Annotated in this window: 12 protein-coding genes; 5 read left to right on the top strand and 7 right to left on the bottom strand. The window is 43.3% G+C overall.

Annotation, left to right across the window (positions count from 1 at the left end; translation table 11 throughout):
• The first annotated feature begins 24 nt into the window (after nucleotides 1-24).
• Nucleotides 25-2,253: a TonB-dependent receptor domain-containing protein gene (locus CEX98_RS14830; RefSeq protein ID WP_099642825.1), complete on the top strand. Its 2,229-nt coding sequence runs from the start codon at nucleotides 25-27 to the stop codon at nucleotides 2,251-2,253.
• Nucleotides 2,254-2,327: 74 nt separating this feature from the next.
• Here the strand turns inward: CEX98_RS14830 and CEX98_RS14825 are convergent, their stop codons facing one another.
• From CEX98_RS14825 to CEX98_RS23470, 5 genes are all read right to left on the bottom strand, one after another.
• Nucleotides 2,328-4,058, bottom strand: a complete 1,731-nt coding sequence (locus CEX98_RS14825; RefSeq protein ID WP_099642911.1) for a hypothetical protein — start codon at nucleotides 4,056-4,058, stop codon at nucleotides 2,328-2,330.
• A 243-nt stretch (nucleotides 4,059-4,301) separates the two neighbouring features.
• Entirely contained in the window at nucleotides 4,302-6,266 is a 1,965-nt protein-coding gene (locus tag CEX98_RS14820; RefSeq protein ID WP_099642824.1) for a pre-peptidase C-terminal domain-containing protein, read from the bottom strand.
• Nucleotides 6,267-6,277: 11 nt separating this feature from the next.
• Complete coding sequence (locus tag CEX98_RS14815) at nucleotides 6,278-6,949, bottom strand: DUF1566 domain-containing protein (RefSeq protein WP_099642823.1); 672 nt, start codon at nucleotides 6,947-6,949, stop codon at nucleotides 6,278-6,280.
• Nucleotides 6,946-7,338: an ethylbenzene dehydrogenase-related protein gene (locus CEX98_RS23475; RefSeq protein WP_277948926.1), complete on the bottom strand. Its 393-nt coding sequence runs from the start codon at nucleotides 7,336-7,338 to the stop codon at nucleotides 6,946-6,948. The genes CEX98_RS14815 and CEX98_RS23475 overlap by 4 nt, the downstream gene beginning before the upstream one ends.
• Nucleotides 7,338-8,456, bottom strand: coding sequence for an ethylbenzene dehydrogenase-related protein (locus CEX98_RS23470; RefSeq protein ID WP_277948925.1), 1,119 nt, complete (start codon nucleotides 8,454-8,456; stop codon nucleotides 7,338-7,340). Before CEX98_RS23470 ends, CEX98_RS23475 begins: the two co-directional genes overlap by 1 nt.
• Nucleotides 8,457-8,640: 184 nt before the next feature.
• Here CEX98_RS23470 and CEX98_RS14805 point away from each other — a divergent pair, with 184 nt between their 5' ends.
• The gene (locus CEX98_RS14805; protein WP_099642822.1) at nucleotides 8,641-10,479 is read left to right on the top strand and encodes a di-heme-cytochrome C peroxidase; all 1,839 of its coding nucleotides are present in this window, start codon (nucleotides 8,641-8,643) and stop codon (nucleotides 10,477-10,479) included.
• A gap of 65 nt (nucleotides 10,480-10,544) precedes the next feature.
• On the opposite strand, the gene CEX98_RS14800 is transcribed toward CEX98_RS14805, so the two are convergent.
• Nucleotides 10,545-11,654, bottom strand: a complete 1,110-nt coding sequence (locus CEX98_RS14800; protein ID WP_099642821.1) for a GNAT family N-acetyltransferase/peptidase C39 family protein — start codon at nucleotides 11,652-11,654, stop codon at nucleotides 10,545-10,547.
• Entirely contained in the window at nucleotides 11,654-13,102 is a 1,449-nt protein-coding gene (locus CEX98_RS14795; protein ID WP_099642820.1) for a RimK family protein, read from the bottom strand. Before CEX98_RS14795 ends, CEX98_RS14800 begins: the two co-directional genes overlap by 1 nt.
• A gap of 810 nt (nucleotides 13,103-13,912) precedes the next feature.
• Between CEX98_RS14795 and CEX98_RS14785 the strand changes: the two genes are divergently transcribed.
• The 3 genes from CEX98_RS14785 to CEX98_RS14775 all read left to right on the top strand — a co-directional run bounded on the left by CEX98_RS14785 (nucleotide 13,913) and on the right by CEX98_RS14775 (nucleotide 16,197).
• Nucleotides 13,913-14,131, top strand: a complete 219-nt coding sequence (locus tag CEX98_RS14785) for a hypothetical protein (protein ID WP_099642819.1) — start codon at nucleotides 13,913-13,915, stop codon at nucleotides 14,129-14,131.
• A gap of 427 nt (nucleotides 14,132-14,558) precedes the next feature.
• On the top strand, nucleotides 14,559-15,566 hold the full coding sequence (locus tag CEX98_RS14780; protein ID WP_099642818.1) for a phosphoribosyltransferase-like protein: 1,008 nt from the start codon (nucleotides 14,559-14,561) through the stop codon (nucleotides 15,564-15,566).
• Between the two features lie 4 nt (nucleotides 15,567-15,570).
• Nucleotides 15,571-16,197 carry an NADAR family protein gene (locus CEX98_RS14775; protein ID WP_099642817.1) on the top strand — a complete coding sequence of 209 codons (627 nt, stop codon included), beginning with the start codon at nucleotides 15,571-15,573 and terminating at the stop codon, nucleotides 16,195-16,197.
• Nucleotides 16,198-16,603: the final 406 nt, after the last annotated feature.

Here is a 16,603-nt window from a genome sequence, read left to right as displayed (position 1 = left end):
TTGTTTTTATTAAGGATTAATAATATGAAGTTCTCTACTCTCTCTTTATCTATTTTTGCAACGCTCTACGGCTTTGCTGCACATGCTGAAGCGCCCAACTCTGCCAACCCAGATATTGAAAAAATTGAAGTACTGGGACATAAATTATCGACGTTAAATCATGATGTTGCCGCTTCAGTTTCCGCACTCACTGAGGAGCAAATCGCCAGACAACAGGCATCAGATTTGAACCAGTTACTTAAGACTCTCCCTAATGTTGAATTATTTGGTAGCGTGACGCCCCTATCTGGACAACCAACAATTAGAGGGCTATACGGTGAACGGATACATATTTCAGTGGATAATGTGAAGCGTAAAATTGATTCTGACGGAAGCCAAAACATCGCTCAAATTAACTCTCTAGGAATAAACCCGGATCAACTAAAGCAAGTACAAGTGTTACGAGGCGCAGATTCGTTAACAGTTGGCTCTGGTGCGATTGGCGGTAGCATACGTTTAGTCACTAAAAATGCGGCTGATTACCTAAATGACCAGCCCGGTTTTGGCGGCAAAATGTCGGTGACACATTTATCTGTGTCTGATGCCAACGACATTAATGTTAGCGTTTTTCACCTAAACGAGCTCAGTGATACGGTTTTTTCATTCGGACAAGTAGAGTTCAACGATATCGATGTTGTGGCTGACAGTACAGCTGCTGAAGACGATAGCATCCAGCAAATCAGTAAAATCAAGAATCAATCAAAACGCCAAAACCTGGCGCTAAAAAATACGTGGTACATCAACGAACACCATACTTTGAGCAGTAAAGTTGATTACAGTGAAACTGAGTCAATCGATCAGCCGTATGGCCAACGTATAGACTTAGCATTAACTTACCCAACTCTTGCCGAAGATTATAAAAATGATTATTTAGAAGGAATGATCAACTATACATATCAAGGCGCAAGCGAGCTTATTGACCTAGACGTACAGGCATTTTTTGCACGCAAAACCTATGATGAAATCACCAAAGGTTATATTGAGCGTGGTAGCAACAAGATAAACTTTGACGGCGAGAAACATGGAGAGAGTACGCGCAAAGGCTTAAGAGTCGCTAACTTAGCTACTTTTACTGGGCAGATAGAACACAAGCTAGCTATCGAAGCACAATACGAGTTCGAAAGCTTTGATCAGCAGCAATGGGATGAAAACCCCGCAGAGAAATCAACTTACTATGGCGATAGCGAAGCTTCCAACTGGTCTATGTCTGTTATCGATCAAAGTCAGTTTCTAAATGAGAGATTACTGCTAACAGCAGGTGTGAGATTCGATAAATATACTCGCTCAAGTAATCATTTTGTCGCCTATTCTGATAATGATGATTCTGAGCTATCTAGCGAGTTGGGAGTGACCTTTAAAGTAGCTGATTATCTTAATGTTTATGCTAAAACCGCTGAAGCATTTCGAGCACCTTCACTACAAGAGCTATACAAAAAAGATGAATGGAGATGTCATATTGGCGGAAAAATTTGTTTCAGCGAACCACAACCGGATTTACAAGCTGAAGACTCACAAAGTTACGAGGTCGGGTTTGGGTTAAGTTGGCAAGACCTATCCTTCGCGGATAATTTCAGCCTAAAAGCCATGTACTTTGACAGTAAAGTAAATAATTACATCGATAATGTGCCTTTTATGTACTACATAGATGAGAACGGCAATAAGCAACTCGGTTCACCAGGTCCCAAACCAAGCAATGGTGTTCCTGTTGCCACACACCGTGACTACAGTGCAAAGAATATCGGTAAGTTATTCAGCCATGGTATTGAAATTGAAGCACAATATTCATTTAAAGACTTGGACATCTACCTTGGCTATGCCTCTATGAATATGGATGTTGTCGGTGTGCCTAACTTCTTTCTCGGCACAATTGATCATACTCCCCAACCCTATTCTGAAGCACCTGCAGATAAACTGACTTGGAACACTAATTATCAATTGAGTGACAATATAAATGTGGGTTTTCAATTACTGCACTACAGAGCACAGCAGCGACTTAGCGAAGATCTCATAACTCGTGGGTACGGTACAGGAACATATACAGTCTATAACCTAAATGCAAAATACCAAGGCGTGGGAATGTTATCTGGTTTTTCAGCGCGCTTAGGTATAGATAACCTAACCGATAAGCGCTATTTGCGTGCCCCTGCAAGTGCGGCGAATGACCCAGCTGAACTTGGCAGAAACATTAAAGCGACGATAAGCTACCAATTTTGACAAAGCAAATGAGGTTTTAGAACAAAAATGCCGACTTAAAGTCGGCATTTTTAACATCATTTGATTTTTGCTCGTTATAGTTTTTTCAGCTTCATGTCTGTGCCAAACACTAGACCGTGCTCAGCGACATCCATGCTAAACTCAAACACCATATTTTGCTGTAATAACGCATCAAAGCTCTCTGGCACAGGCTGGCCTGCGGCCTTCATGGTTTCTAACATTGGTGCTAAGAATGCTTGCATATCCATGCTAAAGTGCGTCATGCCATTCGTTTCCAGTGCTTGGTTCGCCATTTTCTCAGCAATAACCGTCGCCTTCTCACCCGTAAACAACACTAAGTGATCGCCTTTAACAGCTAATTTGATGTCCATTTCCAATGGCTCAGGTGAAGGAATATACTGATTAATTGATACTGGGCTACCATCTTCAGGGATCTGAATTTGACCTAACATCGGTGCAAGCCCTTTCACTGTATTCACAAGCACCAAAGGATCTTCCGCTGACAGAGTCACTAGCGCATCCACCGTTTTTGGCTCAGGCATTCCATGATCATTTTGATCCATAACCAAATCAAATACCGACGCACTTACCCCTTTTACAGAGTTTGCCATTCCAGTCATCATCGCGATCGCCATCGGGCTGTTTTGCTTTGCTTGCTGCTGCAGAGCAACCAATTCCGAACAGCTAAACTCGGCTTTAGTAAAACGGCCCCACAAGGTGTTTACAAGCGGTGCAACTTTAGCAACGTCAACGCCGTAGCCAAACCCTAGTACCTTTTCTTCCCCATTGGTCACATGGGCCGGAATAAAGCCTCGGATCGAACCAAGTGCTTTCATTAATTCGGTATCTTTACCAACCACCACAGTATCAACTTCAAAGTCGATAGTAGAATTAGTAAATTGGATATTCTTAGTCCCCATCACTGTTGCAGGCCACTGGTTTGCAATTGCACTGTAGTCTGCTTGACACTCTGGTACACGAACACTTGCTAGCTTGTCCACACCACCACCTAACTGGAGTATGTTATCTAGCATACGAGTCAGATCAGACTGCTTATTCGCTGTTATGCTATCAATGATTGCAACATGGTTAAGAAATGCAATTGAGGCACCATCAAAACCAAACTGTTTCGTATACTGCTCAAGCTTTCCTGATTGCGCCAGCGATTGTGCAGGCTTTGCGATACCTAATGCAACTTTTAAATCGGCTTCGGTGTTCACTGGTGTGTTGAATGTCGTTGTGATCCACTGACCTTGTACCGAAGTGATAAGCTCAAGATTTACCTCAGGTGCGAACTCTAGCTTGTAGCGAGTTAACGCAACACCGTCTAAGGTATCTTCTTGATAAGTAATGCCTGCGTCTTTCGCCGCCATTTTTACAGTACGTTGAAACGCTTCAGGATCTGCCACTTCATAGCGAAGAGAAGGCAGCAAACCAACAGTATAAAACACACTGCGGATAGTATCGCCCATCCCCAATATCGCTTTCATTTGCTCAGGTGAAGTCAATGCTAGGTTGTACTGCTCTAATAACGTAGCTAAAAAGTCCAGATGCTTGTCATCTTCTTTTCTAAGCAACTCAGTTATCTCTTCAATATCTTGAATCTGTCTGAGCTCTTTAGGCATAAATGACAAATATTTCTGCTGCTCAAAAGGCGTTAATTGGCCCCAGAATAAAGCCGTGTCTGCGGGAACATATTCCAGCTGTTCCATCGCGATGCTAGATGAAGAAGAGGATTGAGTAGTCACATAAGCACCTACGGCAATAGCCACAGCACCTAAGCCAACGAGAAGTTTTGTATTCATAATATGATCCTTGTTATCACCACGGTACATAGCCAAACCTATGGTAGATTTATTCTTCCCTACGAACCGCAACGATTGCGCGCGTCAGAGGTCGTTGCATAAAGACGATAGTATGTCCAAAAATGCAGCTGTATTGTACCTCGATTATTGTCGCAATTCCATTAATTGTAAGCAGGCACGCTATCAGCCAATAAAAATAAATCTGGTTACCACTCATGCAGTAACCAGACATGCTAAGCTTGATTATTGACTTTCCGCTTCTAGAGTCAAACCTGAAAAAGCAGCATAACCATAGAGGCCAATATGCCAAGTTCCAGCATCTGGATTGGTGATAGTACACATTTCATTATTGCCATTTTCGTAAGGGCGACATTCATAGATCTTACTGGTAGGTTGCTGCCCAAAACGTAAGTATAGATCCGCATCCCCATTGCCGCCTGATGTCTTTATTTGCAGGCTTTGTGCCCCTTCTGCCACATCAAAGGTGTAATACTGCCATTGACCTTTACTGGCTGACTGATCGAGCCATTGCTGGCTCTTACCTTGGTCAGGGGGAGTGTCGGTGTAAACCGTAGCCGTTAACGCAACACCTGAATAACGCTCATAGCCATCAAGCATTACATAGTAGCGACCGGTTTGTACCGGCGCTATAGTGCAAGTTTCATTATTCCCTGATTTATAAGGTCGACAGTCGTAGTTTTGTGTCGTCGGCGCAACATCGAAACGCACGTACAGATCAACATCACCACTTCCGCCTGACGTTTCAACTTTTAGCTGCGTCGCTCCTTCTGGTAAATCAATATAGTAAAGTGATTGTGATGACTTAGCACCAGCGAGGTTCTCTTGTGGCTGACCACTGATAAGTTCAATTACCACTGGAGGCTCCCCTATGATGGTTTCTATCACCGATAGGTTATTGCTTGCTTTGATCAGGTTTAGTTCATCGCCAACTTCAGCGGCATACCACCAAGTCATATTCATTGGTAACGCGAGCGGGTCAGCATCTCGCTGCGCTTTAGATAACGCGGTGGCATTATTCGAAAACTCAGCAGTTCGAACCGTGAGCTTATCGTTTGTCACACTCAACACTTTAAACTGTTGAATACTCGCAAGATCAATAGTCCAATTTTTTGGGTCATTGGCGCTTCTTGCCGGTGCCCCCCAACTTCCCTCCCCCACATAAACGGTGCCACCTTGCGTCGTTGCCGCAAAGCCATTATTGGTGGGCGTGAGTGCGTATGTTAGTTTGTTGATGTGAGTATCGGACTCTACCACTAAGTTCATTGCATTATTGTAGAAGTTTTGTGCCCACCAAGTATGTAATATGGTGTTGTCTGACTTACCTGAATAATGAGGATACATCGGCTTATGATATTGAGCGATGCGCCACGCTGCGCTACTGCCTTGGGCCTGTAAGTCGTTTTTCAGCCAATTGTTCATTGCTGTGGCATAGCTCGACCAGCCACTGTTTTTAAATTGGCTATTTAAAGTATAAACCCTTAGTAGTCCAGCCACATTGAAAGCGCCATAGGTATCTTTTGCTGTGCAAGTACCATCTTGGTCATAATCTACACCGAAGACTTCACATAGTGTTTTGTAGTTATCGTCTTCATGATTACCATGTGTTGCTACAAATGGGTAAATTCGCTTGTAAGCGACCCCATCAATTAAATCGTCGGAAAAGGTTAATTGCCAATCTTTTAAGTATTCACGCATTTCGGAAACAGAGTTTGCATTGGTGTAATCGCCACCATGCATAATAAATAGCGGTCGAATTTTAGCGATCAGTTCATTCCCTTTGCGACGCGTTGTCCAACCTGTACGGGTATCACCACCAGCCACAGCAGTGATCCCCGACGCTGTTTGCGGCGCAGTTCTAAACCACAAACGTTGACCGCAACCTTGCGAATCACAAACACGATAATAAACCGCACTATCTGGAGTTAAGCCAGTTAATTTCACAAATGAGCTTGAGAGGCCACCGTCAAAGGTATGCGTTGCGCTGATCGAAGCGCTTTGCCAGCTCTGCTCATCTGTTGTGCTGCCATACTTAACAATATGATTAGTGCCAGATGTGGGTGTAAAACCGATTGTTGCCGTAGTGCTTGGGCTTGCGTCCCACACCAAGCGATGGTAATCACTCGCAGCTAAACTGCTACAAGATATGCCAACTGCAACCACAAAAGTTGCCATTTGAGTATATTTCATGTCCTTGGTTCCTAGTTTAGAGTAACAGGCTCAGCACGACTTTGAGCCAATAAAAGTGGTGTTGACGGCGTAGCCACCAACATTACAAATGCAGCGTTTGCATAAGGGAGTGAAAGCGACTTTGCAGATTGAAAATTTACAGCCGTTGCCCCTGACTTTTCACGCTTAAACGATTTTGGTAATGGGACACCGGCCTCACCACTCCAATAGTCACCATTTTTAATGTGTGGGAAAAAATCACTCGCAATATGAGGCGCACCGGGGTTGTTTGGCGCCTGAATTAAAGAGCGCAGTTCATCGGGTGTAGGCAAGCGCCATTCGGTGCTACCACATAATCCAGCTTGATTGGTTTTTCTGATCAGATCTTGGCTATCACAGCGAGATGCTTCAAAGTAACAATCGCCTTGATCAGCGCGACCAAGTTTTCCGTCATACCAGGAGTAACTCCAATAGCCATCGTGAATAGACTCATCATCTCGTTTTACCTCCCAAATCAGGTTGTGCTTTTTGTCATAGACACAATGCCAAGGCCCCTGCCAAGCAGGCAAAAATTGCATATCATTGGTGACTTTAATAAAACGTGGGTGTGTTGGTATTTCTCGCTCAGGAGGGCTTAATAATAAGTAGCTGATCGCCAATGTTGTAATAGCTATACTAAGTATGAAACGTGAGGCAGGAGTCATAACCTATACCTCAATTGAATCGCTTTGTGGTGACGAGTATGGGCGATTTGAGCGTGATCAAATGCCGAAACCCACATGCAAATACCAGAGCGCAGTTCAACATCAAGCTTAGAGTGCGTTTGATTTTTACGTACCAGCTCTAGTGTCCAATAACCATCATGCCACTCCCCTCTTGCTCTAACATCTGCTCTATCTCCCTCAAAACGATTTGAACGATACAGCACTGACGGAAGCTGTTCGCCAATTTTTGCCATGTCTCGTTTTGGGTCATAGGTTTCACTGGCAAACCAATCCAGTACTTTACGTTCACTAATATCAGAAATATCAGGTGATGGCACAGGTATTCGTTTTGGCGTCACCTCACTTGGTGAGTACCAACGCCAGTTCATTACATACGCACCGCTTTCTTTGCCATCGGGTTGATACCCAGCGGTATAGCGTCTTTGCCCAACGGCACGTTTTGGGGTGGCCCAAAAAAGTTATCGTCGGCCAAGTACATACCATTGGTTCTCAGCGCTTTCCAATGCCATAAGTCGCGCGTACGGCCGTCTGAACTTGCATGATAGCCCTTGCCATGCCAGTTACGAGGTTTGTTTGCAAGGGGCGCATCGCCGTATTGTACCGTGCCATCGCCTCCTAGCTCACAAGTCGTTGATAGCATTATGGCAAACTTATCTTCGTAATAAGTCCGTTCGTCAAAGTGATAAAAGCCATTTTCTTGAACTTGCCAACCATTCAGCGTTTTTTCGATTGGTAAATGTTCTAAGCTTTCACTCGGATCTTGCCAGCGGATCAGAAAGAAGGTTTCATCATGGTTGCTCAGGGCTTTTATTTCGACCTTACTGCTCCCATCCAAAAAGTTTGCACCACCAAATGTAGTTAGCTTAACGGGCTTGGCATGCAGCCATTCCGGTTCGTCTCCTTTGCCGTCTATTTCAAGGTGGCTATGCGTTGATAACGGTGCAACCTCTAAGCGTAAGTGCTGCTCTGCAACCACACGCTTGATGCCAAGACCGCAAAAGTAAAGCAATGCAACGCTGCAACTAAGTAAAAAAAGCGCATTGCGAGGCAATAACACGCTCAGCACTTGCTTACCCTTAAACACCGTATGTTTTATGCCATGTAACACTAAGTACAAGAAAACAGCTGCCGCTGATAACCCATGGATCATGAGACTTAGACTCTCTGGATTAAGCCAAAGTAACCAACCTGTAACTATACTAAGTACGATAACAAGATACCCAAGGTAGTTAACGGCTTTATCAAACTTGCTTGGCGAGCCGCGAAAAGGGGCTCGAATGGTTACCACAATAAAAGCAACCGCAAGTAACGTCAGCAGGCAACCAAACAATACATGTACTGACAATAACGCCCCTTGAGGAAGCAACGGCGAAAGAACCCCCAAAAAGTCATGATTAATAATGCCCAAGCGTGGGCCTGTCAGTAATCCGATCAAAATCACGATTACCGCCATGAGATGAAAAATGGCAAAACTACTGCGACGCACAACCGCTCCCAAACAAATAAAGTAAATATAGTGTAAACAAATAAATTTACATAAATATTTCACATTTAGAAAGGTGAGATTTCCTAGCCTCTATTTTGAAAGGCACATGTAATATCGTGTAACTTGATTGTTAACTAAACTGTACTAAGGTAATGGATACTTCCACCGTCACGGACAGTTCAACATGAACAATAGACTAGTAATAAAGTATGTAAGTGCGGCAGTGGCTTGTACACTGTTCCTTGCAAGTTGTAGCTCACCAAGTAAAAAACCCTCAGTCCCCAAAGAAACGCTCGACCCGGTTACAGAGTCAGGTCAAGTGCCTGAGCGGGTTTGGCTTAATCAGGGGTGGTCAGATAAACTGCGGCAAGACTTTTGGTTCACAGGGCAAGGGTCACAAATCATTCCCTACACTTGGTTCACTTGGCTAGAGCAGCCCAACAGTAAAAAGCTCTTTCGCGATAGCGAACATATGGAAATGCTGCGCTATTTACCCAGTAAAACCGCAGCCAATAACCCATCGGGCTTGCCTATCGGCTTTGCTGTACACAACAATCAAACCACAGGACAAGCTTGGGTCGGTATGACTTGTGCTGCGTGTCATACCAACCAAATTGACTATCAGGGAACCAAAATCTTAGTAGAAGGAGCGCCTACACTTGCTAACTTTGTGCTTTTCTTCAGTCGTCTAAATGCGGCGTTAGAAGCAACCTTAAACGATAATCAAAAATTTAGCCGTTTCGCGATGCGCGTATTAAAAGAAGGGGCATCGCAAGCATTAATTGATGATTTACGAGATGATCTCAAGCATGTGGCGCTTGCAACCGCCGAGCGACAAACCGTTAATGACTTGCCCGAGGACTACCCAGACGATTTCACCAGCTATGCCCGACTTGACGCCTTTGGCAATATTCAAAACGCTGGTACGGCATTTGCGCTTGATGATCTCAATAATAAAAATGCTCCTACCGCACCGGTTTCCTATCCATTTTTATGGGGGACGCACCAATCCAATGTAGTGCAGTGGAATGCCTCAGCACCAAATGTACCAGTCATTGGCCCACTCGTTAGAAACATAGGTGAAGTGGTAGGCGTTTTTGGTTCGCTGTCTATCGAAGAGGCACCGGTTTGGCAACGAGTATGGGGAAAACATGCGCGTTACAGCTCAACCGTTGACCTACAAGGATTAGGGCAGCTAGAAGCTTGGGTAAAAACGCTACTCCCTCCCGCTTGGCCGGAACAATATTTTCCGGGAATTGACACCAACAAAGCGGCACAAGGAAAGCTGCTATTTCAAGCAAACTGTGCCAGCTGCCATCAATTAATTGACCAAAAAAATCTACTTAAAGATTACGAAGCGGTCAAAGTGCCAGTGAAAGAGGTTGGCACCGATCCCACTATGTCAAACAACGCCAGCTGTCATATGGCCAAGACCTTATTTTTAGAAGGCACTAAGACTGATATTCTTATTGGTGACAAATTCCAAGCAGTGGATAGCGCCATTGATATTCCAGTCAACGGTGTGGTTGGTTTAGTCTTAAAAGATCCTATCAAAGCAATTGAGGCTGGCTTAGTCGCAGAGAGAACAGGGCCAGATGGTCAAAAAACCACGGTCAAAAAGTCCATTGAAGAGCGCCTTAAAGTCTACCTCGAAAATAGACACAAGTTGAGTCCTAACACTAATGAAGATTGTGTTGATGGTTTCTACGACGCGGGTGTCTACAAAGCAAGGCCGTTAAATGGAATTTGGGCTACCGCACCTTATTTACATAATGGCTCTGTGCCAAACCTATGGTCGCTATTACAATCACCAGAGTCGCGTCCGGATACTTTCTGGGTTGGCAGTCGCGAATTCGATCCTATCAACGTTGGCTATATTACCCATCAAGGCATGAACGAGTTTAAAGTAAACAAAGCCAGCGGTGAGGTTATGCCAGGCAATGATAACAGCGGCCACGTTTACGGCACTACGTTAAGTGACAATGAAAAATGGCAAATCGTTGAGTTTTTGAAAACGTTATAAACGCTATTTACCGCTAAAAACAAAGGGCCGATGCAGGCCCTTTGACTTATAACCGAAAACGTTATTTAAAATGACTCGTGCAACACCACCAGCGCACTTAACTTGCTTGCACCAAACGTCATCATTTTTTCAAAATCCGACCTTGCGATGGGTACTTGCTGGCAGTCGATAGGGTTTTGATCGTCCTCGACATCTGGGTCATTAAGATATAAACACAACTCATCCAACCCCGTTATAAGCACCCAATGCGGCGCTTTTTTACCGTTTAGCCGATAAGTGCTGATCAAAGCCAATACCGCACTGCCCTGCAATAACCATTGCTCAACCTGTTCAAGCTTTACATCGGCTTGGTGAATAGCAATATCACGATATTCACACTCTTGACGGAATTGCTCATGAACTAAGGTCATCACCTGTTTTTTTTGCGCGCTTCTCACGCCATCTAAAAATAGCGGGCCCGCCGTATTCACCATCACCTCTGCCGCAAAACCACGGCGCTCTGCCGCAAGTGCCAAACCAAATGGGTGACAGCCACCGTGGCCTGCGGTCATAAAGATGGTGGTCGCTTCACGCCATATCTCAAGCTCTAAGGCCTGATCGCCCATACAGCCTGGATCTATACTTGCCATTGCCATCATCAGTGACGCCGGTCCGCAGGTAAATTCCGTTGTTTGCTGATACCAAGGTGCCTGATGCAACACCGCCTTTTGCGACAGCTTACGCACGCATTTTTGCATTCTTAGGGCGTCGTCATGATCCGCATAATAGTTTTGATACTCGCCAAACACACGATAACCCATGCGTTTATATAAGCCGATGGCCGCGTCATTACGTTTAGCCACTTCTAAACGCATATATAACCAGCCCATTTCACCCGCTCTGGCTTCAAGCTCTGACATCAGCTGGCGTGCGATCCCTTTTCCTTGATGATGAGGCGATACCGCCAATGAATAAAGCCTTGCTAGCCGCGTTCCTTGGTGCAACCAAAGCAGCCCATAGCCCACAAGTTCCCCTGCCAACTTTGCAGTGAGCAGCAGGCTATGTTCAAAACTGATGTAATGCTTGAGTTGGCGACGACTCAGTCTATCTGCACTAAAGCAGCTTTGCTCTAGCGCATTCAGCTCAGTTAAATCTTGCAGTGTCGCCTTTTCAAGCACCAACGCGGCTTGCAACATTACTTTTTACCTCTCGCTTCAAGACGTCTTGAAAATTCAGACATCACTTGCATGTACAGCTCGTCACCGAGATATTTGTCTTCAACCCCTTGATCAATATTCGGGTTGTCGTTTACTTCAAGCACGTAGGCTTTGCCGTTGTGCTCTTTAATATCAATACCATACAAACCATTACCCACGACTGCCGCCGCTTTTAACGCTGCACGTAACACCGCCTTTGGCACTTCAAACGTTGGTAACGTGTCAAACCCACCCGAGAAATTACGTTTTGACTCATGGTTATAGATTTGCCAATGGTTACGTGCCATATGGTAACGGCATGCGTAGATCGCACGGCCGTTTAACACCCCAATACGCCAGTCGTAATCTGTGTATAAGTAAGCTTGCGCCAGCACAATCGCAGAAACGCTCATCAGCTCTTGTAAACGTTCGCCAAGCTCTTCTTTGGTTTTTACTTTAAATACGCCTTTTGAGAACGAACTCTCAGGCATTTTAAGCACCATAGGTAGCGATAACTCAGCAACAAGTTTATCGATTACTTGTTCATTACACTGACTCACAAATCGCGTTTCTAAACTTGGCACCTTCTTGTAATTAAAGGCATCATGCAAAAACACCTTATTACAACAGCGTAGGATCGAGCTTGGGTCATCAATTACCACTAAATCTTTTTGCTCTGCTTCTTGCGCAAGGCGATAAGTATGGTGGTCAATCGCTGTGGTTTCACGAATAAATAGCCCATCGTATTGGCCTAAGTTGTATAACTCGGCCGCTTCTAATGGATGTACTTTAATGCCAAGCTTTTCACCGGCTTTAACAAAGCGGCTGATCGCCCCTTTATTACTTGGCGGCAACTTTTCATCGTGGTCCACCAGCATCGCAATATCCCAGCGATACTTTTTGTGACTCTTACGTTTGTTCCACTGAGTGGCATGCACATGACCTAATACTTGAGTACAAAACTCAAGCTGCGCCACCTGCAGAGTCGAAAAGTCGCGTCGCTGCACCTGCACACGCACGCCTTTGTCTTGCTGCTGTAGTGTCACTTTTAGTAAAGGCGCTGGAAATTGCTGAAATAAATACGCCGCCAACTTACTAAACTCTGGCTGTTGGGTTTCGCCCATACAAATGATCAACTCAGCGTCATCAGTAATCGCTATCCCACGCTTATCAAACCAAGCTTGCGATAAAAACAACGCATTATCGCCATCACGTAAACCGTTAATAACTTTTAGACTCGGAAGCACTTGGTGATTACGCGCTTCAGCAAGTAAAGAGCAGTAATAACCTTGGCTTAAATAACGGTCACAGTCACATAAATTAATCACTCGAAGTTTTGATTCACCGAGCTTTGGGTACTCTTGCAAATACGTTTCAAACGTCACTACGTTATTTGCCAAAGGCAGTACATCTGCATTTTGATCAACAACGAACAGAGTAGATAGCATCTAAATAATCCTTAGGTGGCGATGCGTTGGCACATCAGTACATGATGGTTTAGGCACCCCACGATTTAACATAGGGTTAGTGGGCAAATTCAAAGGCCCACATTAAAGTGGAGTAGTTGTAATCTTAAATATCGCACTTAGCAATTGAGTAATTTTGATTCTCAAGATAAATCTTTTTTGCTGTCGACGAATGGAATAAAGCACTTTATTTTCAAACAGTTAAAAACCATAAAAGCACGTACAATCAGATTTGATTGAAACGATTAAGATTTCTCGTGTTTACAAACAGATATCAAGGATGAAATAGCAAGCCGTAGGCATGCTTAGGAACACCACGAGCAGTGAGTACTTTGGTTGTTGTTGCCTATATTCGCAAGTTGATAAGCCTTAAGTTCATCTGATAGGACGTCGTGAGTAAACAGCGAGAGTGCACAGAGCTACACCCTATTGATGAATTCAAGATAGGTATTTAATGGTCTCTCGAATCGTTAAGAATGTCAGCAATTGGGTTACTTGTGCCGCGATCAAGAGAAAGCAATGCGAATGTGTAATGTAGTGTAATTTAAATTATTCAATATAAATGATAAAAGTATGTTGCAAATTTGCTATACAATGAGAAGTGAAAAGGTCTCAGATACCTCACCTGTGATATTTAAAGTTGAGTACTTTTAATACTTTAGCTAGTTGCAACTAGTTCTTAGCGAGCCAAGAGAAGACTTGATAATTGTTGCTTTTACTTGTAGGTAAGTAGGATATTCAAGAGTTCATGCTAATTAGCTGTTAGATTTCACATCAGAAACGGAGTTTAAAATGGACGATTACGCAGTAGTCAATACAAAAGAAGAATTGAAGCGGGCAGTGGAACGAGATACTCGTAAAATTATCATTATTAATCCAGACCTAGCTTCAAATATTGAAACAGTTAAAACAGCTTCTAAAGCCGCATTAGTTACAGCTATCGGAGCAGCAGGTGTTGCAGCAACCAACTTTTGGAATCCTGTTGTTGGGGGGCAGGTGCTGTCGGCTTAGTGGCCGGTGGCTCAACATTAACAGCGATAATCGCTCTTGGTGTTGGCACGACTTTTATCTACGCAATCTATAACGGCTACTCGATCAAAGGAAAGACAAAGGTTAAAACACCAGATGGAACAGAGTATGAAGCAGAAATAGTAATGGAAAAGAATTGAAGTGATTTATGGCAGGGCTTTATCCTAGACCACCTTACTTCTTTGTTTGTAAAAGCTGCGGCAATAGGTTTCAGAGAAATATCAAAATTGGCGTAATTTTACCAAATTGCTAATTCGTAAGGGTTGTCGCTGATAAGTCTGTATGCAGCAAATAAAAACTAAAAAGCCACTGCACTCGGAAATTTTACTCGCTCCGCACCTAAAACTCCGGTGAGTGGGGGTGTTAAACGTCAAATTTGAGTTTTGTAATTATTGATAAGGATAGGATCGTGGAAGATTTGATCAGTAGTATATCAAGTATAATAGTAGATTATGCAGATGGAGAGTTTGGTCGATTAGATGAAGCGCATGTTCGAAGATGGATTGAACAGTTTGATGAGGCCGACCGTGAAGTTGTTTTGGCTGAGACCAATAGAATTCTAAAACGTACATATATTACAAAAGAAGAATTCTCAAATTTCATATCGTCATTGATCACATCTCCGAAATTTTCTACAGAGGATCAAGCCGACTTTTGGTCAAAGGTGTCTCTTTGCGATGTTCAGTTAAATGGTAATAGCCAGACTGAATTAGTCTCTTTGGTACGTGAACATGTTCAAAATAAGTACGGATTGCAGCCAAAGGTAAATAGCCACTCAGAGCACTATATATATTTAGATGATTTCCTATTTTCGGGGAATCGCCTAGTGTCTGATCTTCGTCAATGGATTATTAACGATGCCCCTGAAAATTGTCATATAAGTGTGGTCCTTATGGGGTGGTATCAAAGTGGTATTTGGTATGTACAGCGGACTTTGCCAAAGTTAGCAGAAACACACGGAAAAAACATTACATTCAAATACTGGTCAATCGAGGATTTTCGACTTGAAAATCGATTGACCTATAAAGATAAGTCTCATGTATTTTGGCCAGAAGAAGTTGTAATGGAAATTCCAGAAGCTCTTGAATACATTGCCGGACAAGAACGAGAGCCGACGTTTAGAGTTCAGAATGATCTCAAAAACAAAGTTTTCTCTCGCAAGCGCAGAACTCAATATGAGTTGGCGATTACCAAAGCGGGCTTACAAATATTAGGTTACTGCCAATCTCCAAACGAAGTGGTTAAGCCATTGGGCTACAATCGTTTTGATGGATTCGGCTTTGGTTCTACGGTTTTTAGTTTCCGAAACTGTCCAAATAACAACCCATTAGCGTTTTGGTGGGGGGACCCTAATTACTCTTCGGCACATCCGTTTGGTAAGTGGTATCCTTTACTACAAAGGAAAACATACGGCTAGTATTATGAAACAACATGAAAAAAAGCAATATGACATAAGAAATGCAGCTGCATTTAAGAAAACCACCGAGCAGTGGGGTGGTTTGTCAAATATGGCGGGCGGTTTTCCTGTTGTTGTAAATAACGTGGCGATTAAAAGCGTAGAAGCACTGTATCAAGCTTGTCGTTTTCCACACCTGCCAGATGTACAAGAAAAAATCCTAACGCAAGGGAGTCCTATGACAGCGAAAATGGTAGGCAAACCATTTAGAGAACAGTCAAGAGACGACTGGCTTGCTGTTAGAATTTTAGTAATGAAGTGGTGTTTAAGAGTAAAGTTAGCTCAAAATTGGGATGAGTTTTCGTCACTCCTCCTGAGTACACAGGATATGCCAATTGTTGAGCTTTCGAATAAAGATGACTTCTGGGGGGCAAAACCTGTGGAGCAAAACTTGTATGTTGGTGTAAATGCGCTAGGGCGATTGCTGATGGAACTTAGAGAGCAAGTTACACATAATAAAAAAGAGCGCTTTATGATTGTCCCTCCATTAAATATTTCTCAATTTAAACTCTATAACCAAGATATTTTGCCAGTAAATAAACCAGACTCTAATATTTTAGCCGCCCCACAAATCAACATATTTGACGTTTAACAAGAGACCGATCAAAGCGAACAGATGACACCTATCACTACTGTGGAACTAGTTGACCACTACACCCACTACTATTTGCATCAACGCTGGTACAAAAAGAGAGGAAATCAATGACCCCCATCAATACACTTCAGTATTAAAACTTAAATGATATTTTTAGAACACGCCAATCTGAAGCAGGGTGGGATTTGGGTGTACTTGATAATTAATCGCATATATATCTCTTAAAAAACCTAAGCGTTTTATTTAGTTGGTGTGATATTTGCCTATCTTTCATAGAGTTTACTAATAGCAAGGAGCCTACGCTATGCAATTACCACGTAATATGATGGTAAGCGTCTAGCAAAATGCACCTGCCAGTAACTCAGTAAAATGATTAAGCTATTTCCAAACTTCAATGAGGAGG

It is taken from the genome of Pseudoalteromonas piscicida (assembly GCF_002744175.1).
GTDB lineage: Bacteria > Pseudomonadota > Gammaproteobacteria > Enterobacterales > Alteromonadaceae > Pseudoalteromonas > Pseudoalteromonas piscicida_B.
Note: the sequence above shows the minus strand (reverse complement) of the source record. Positions and strands in the feature narration are given on the sequence as shown.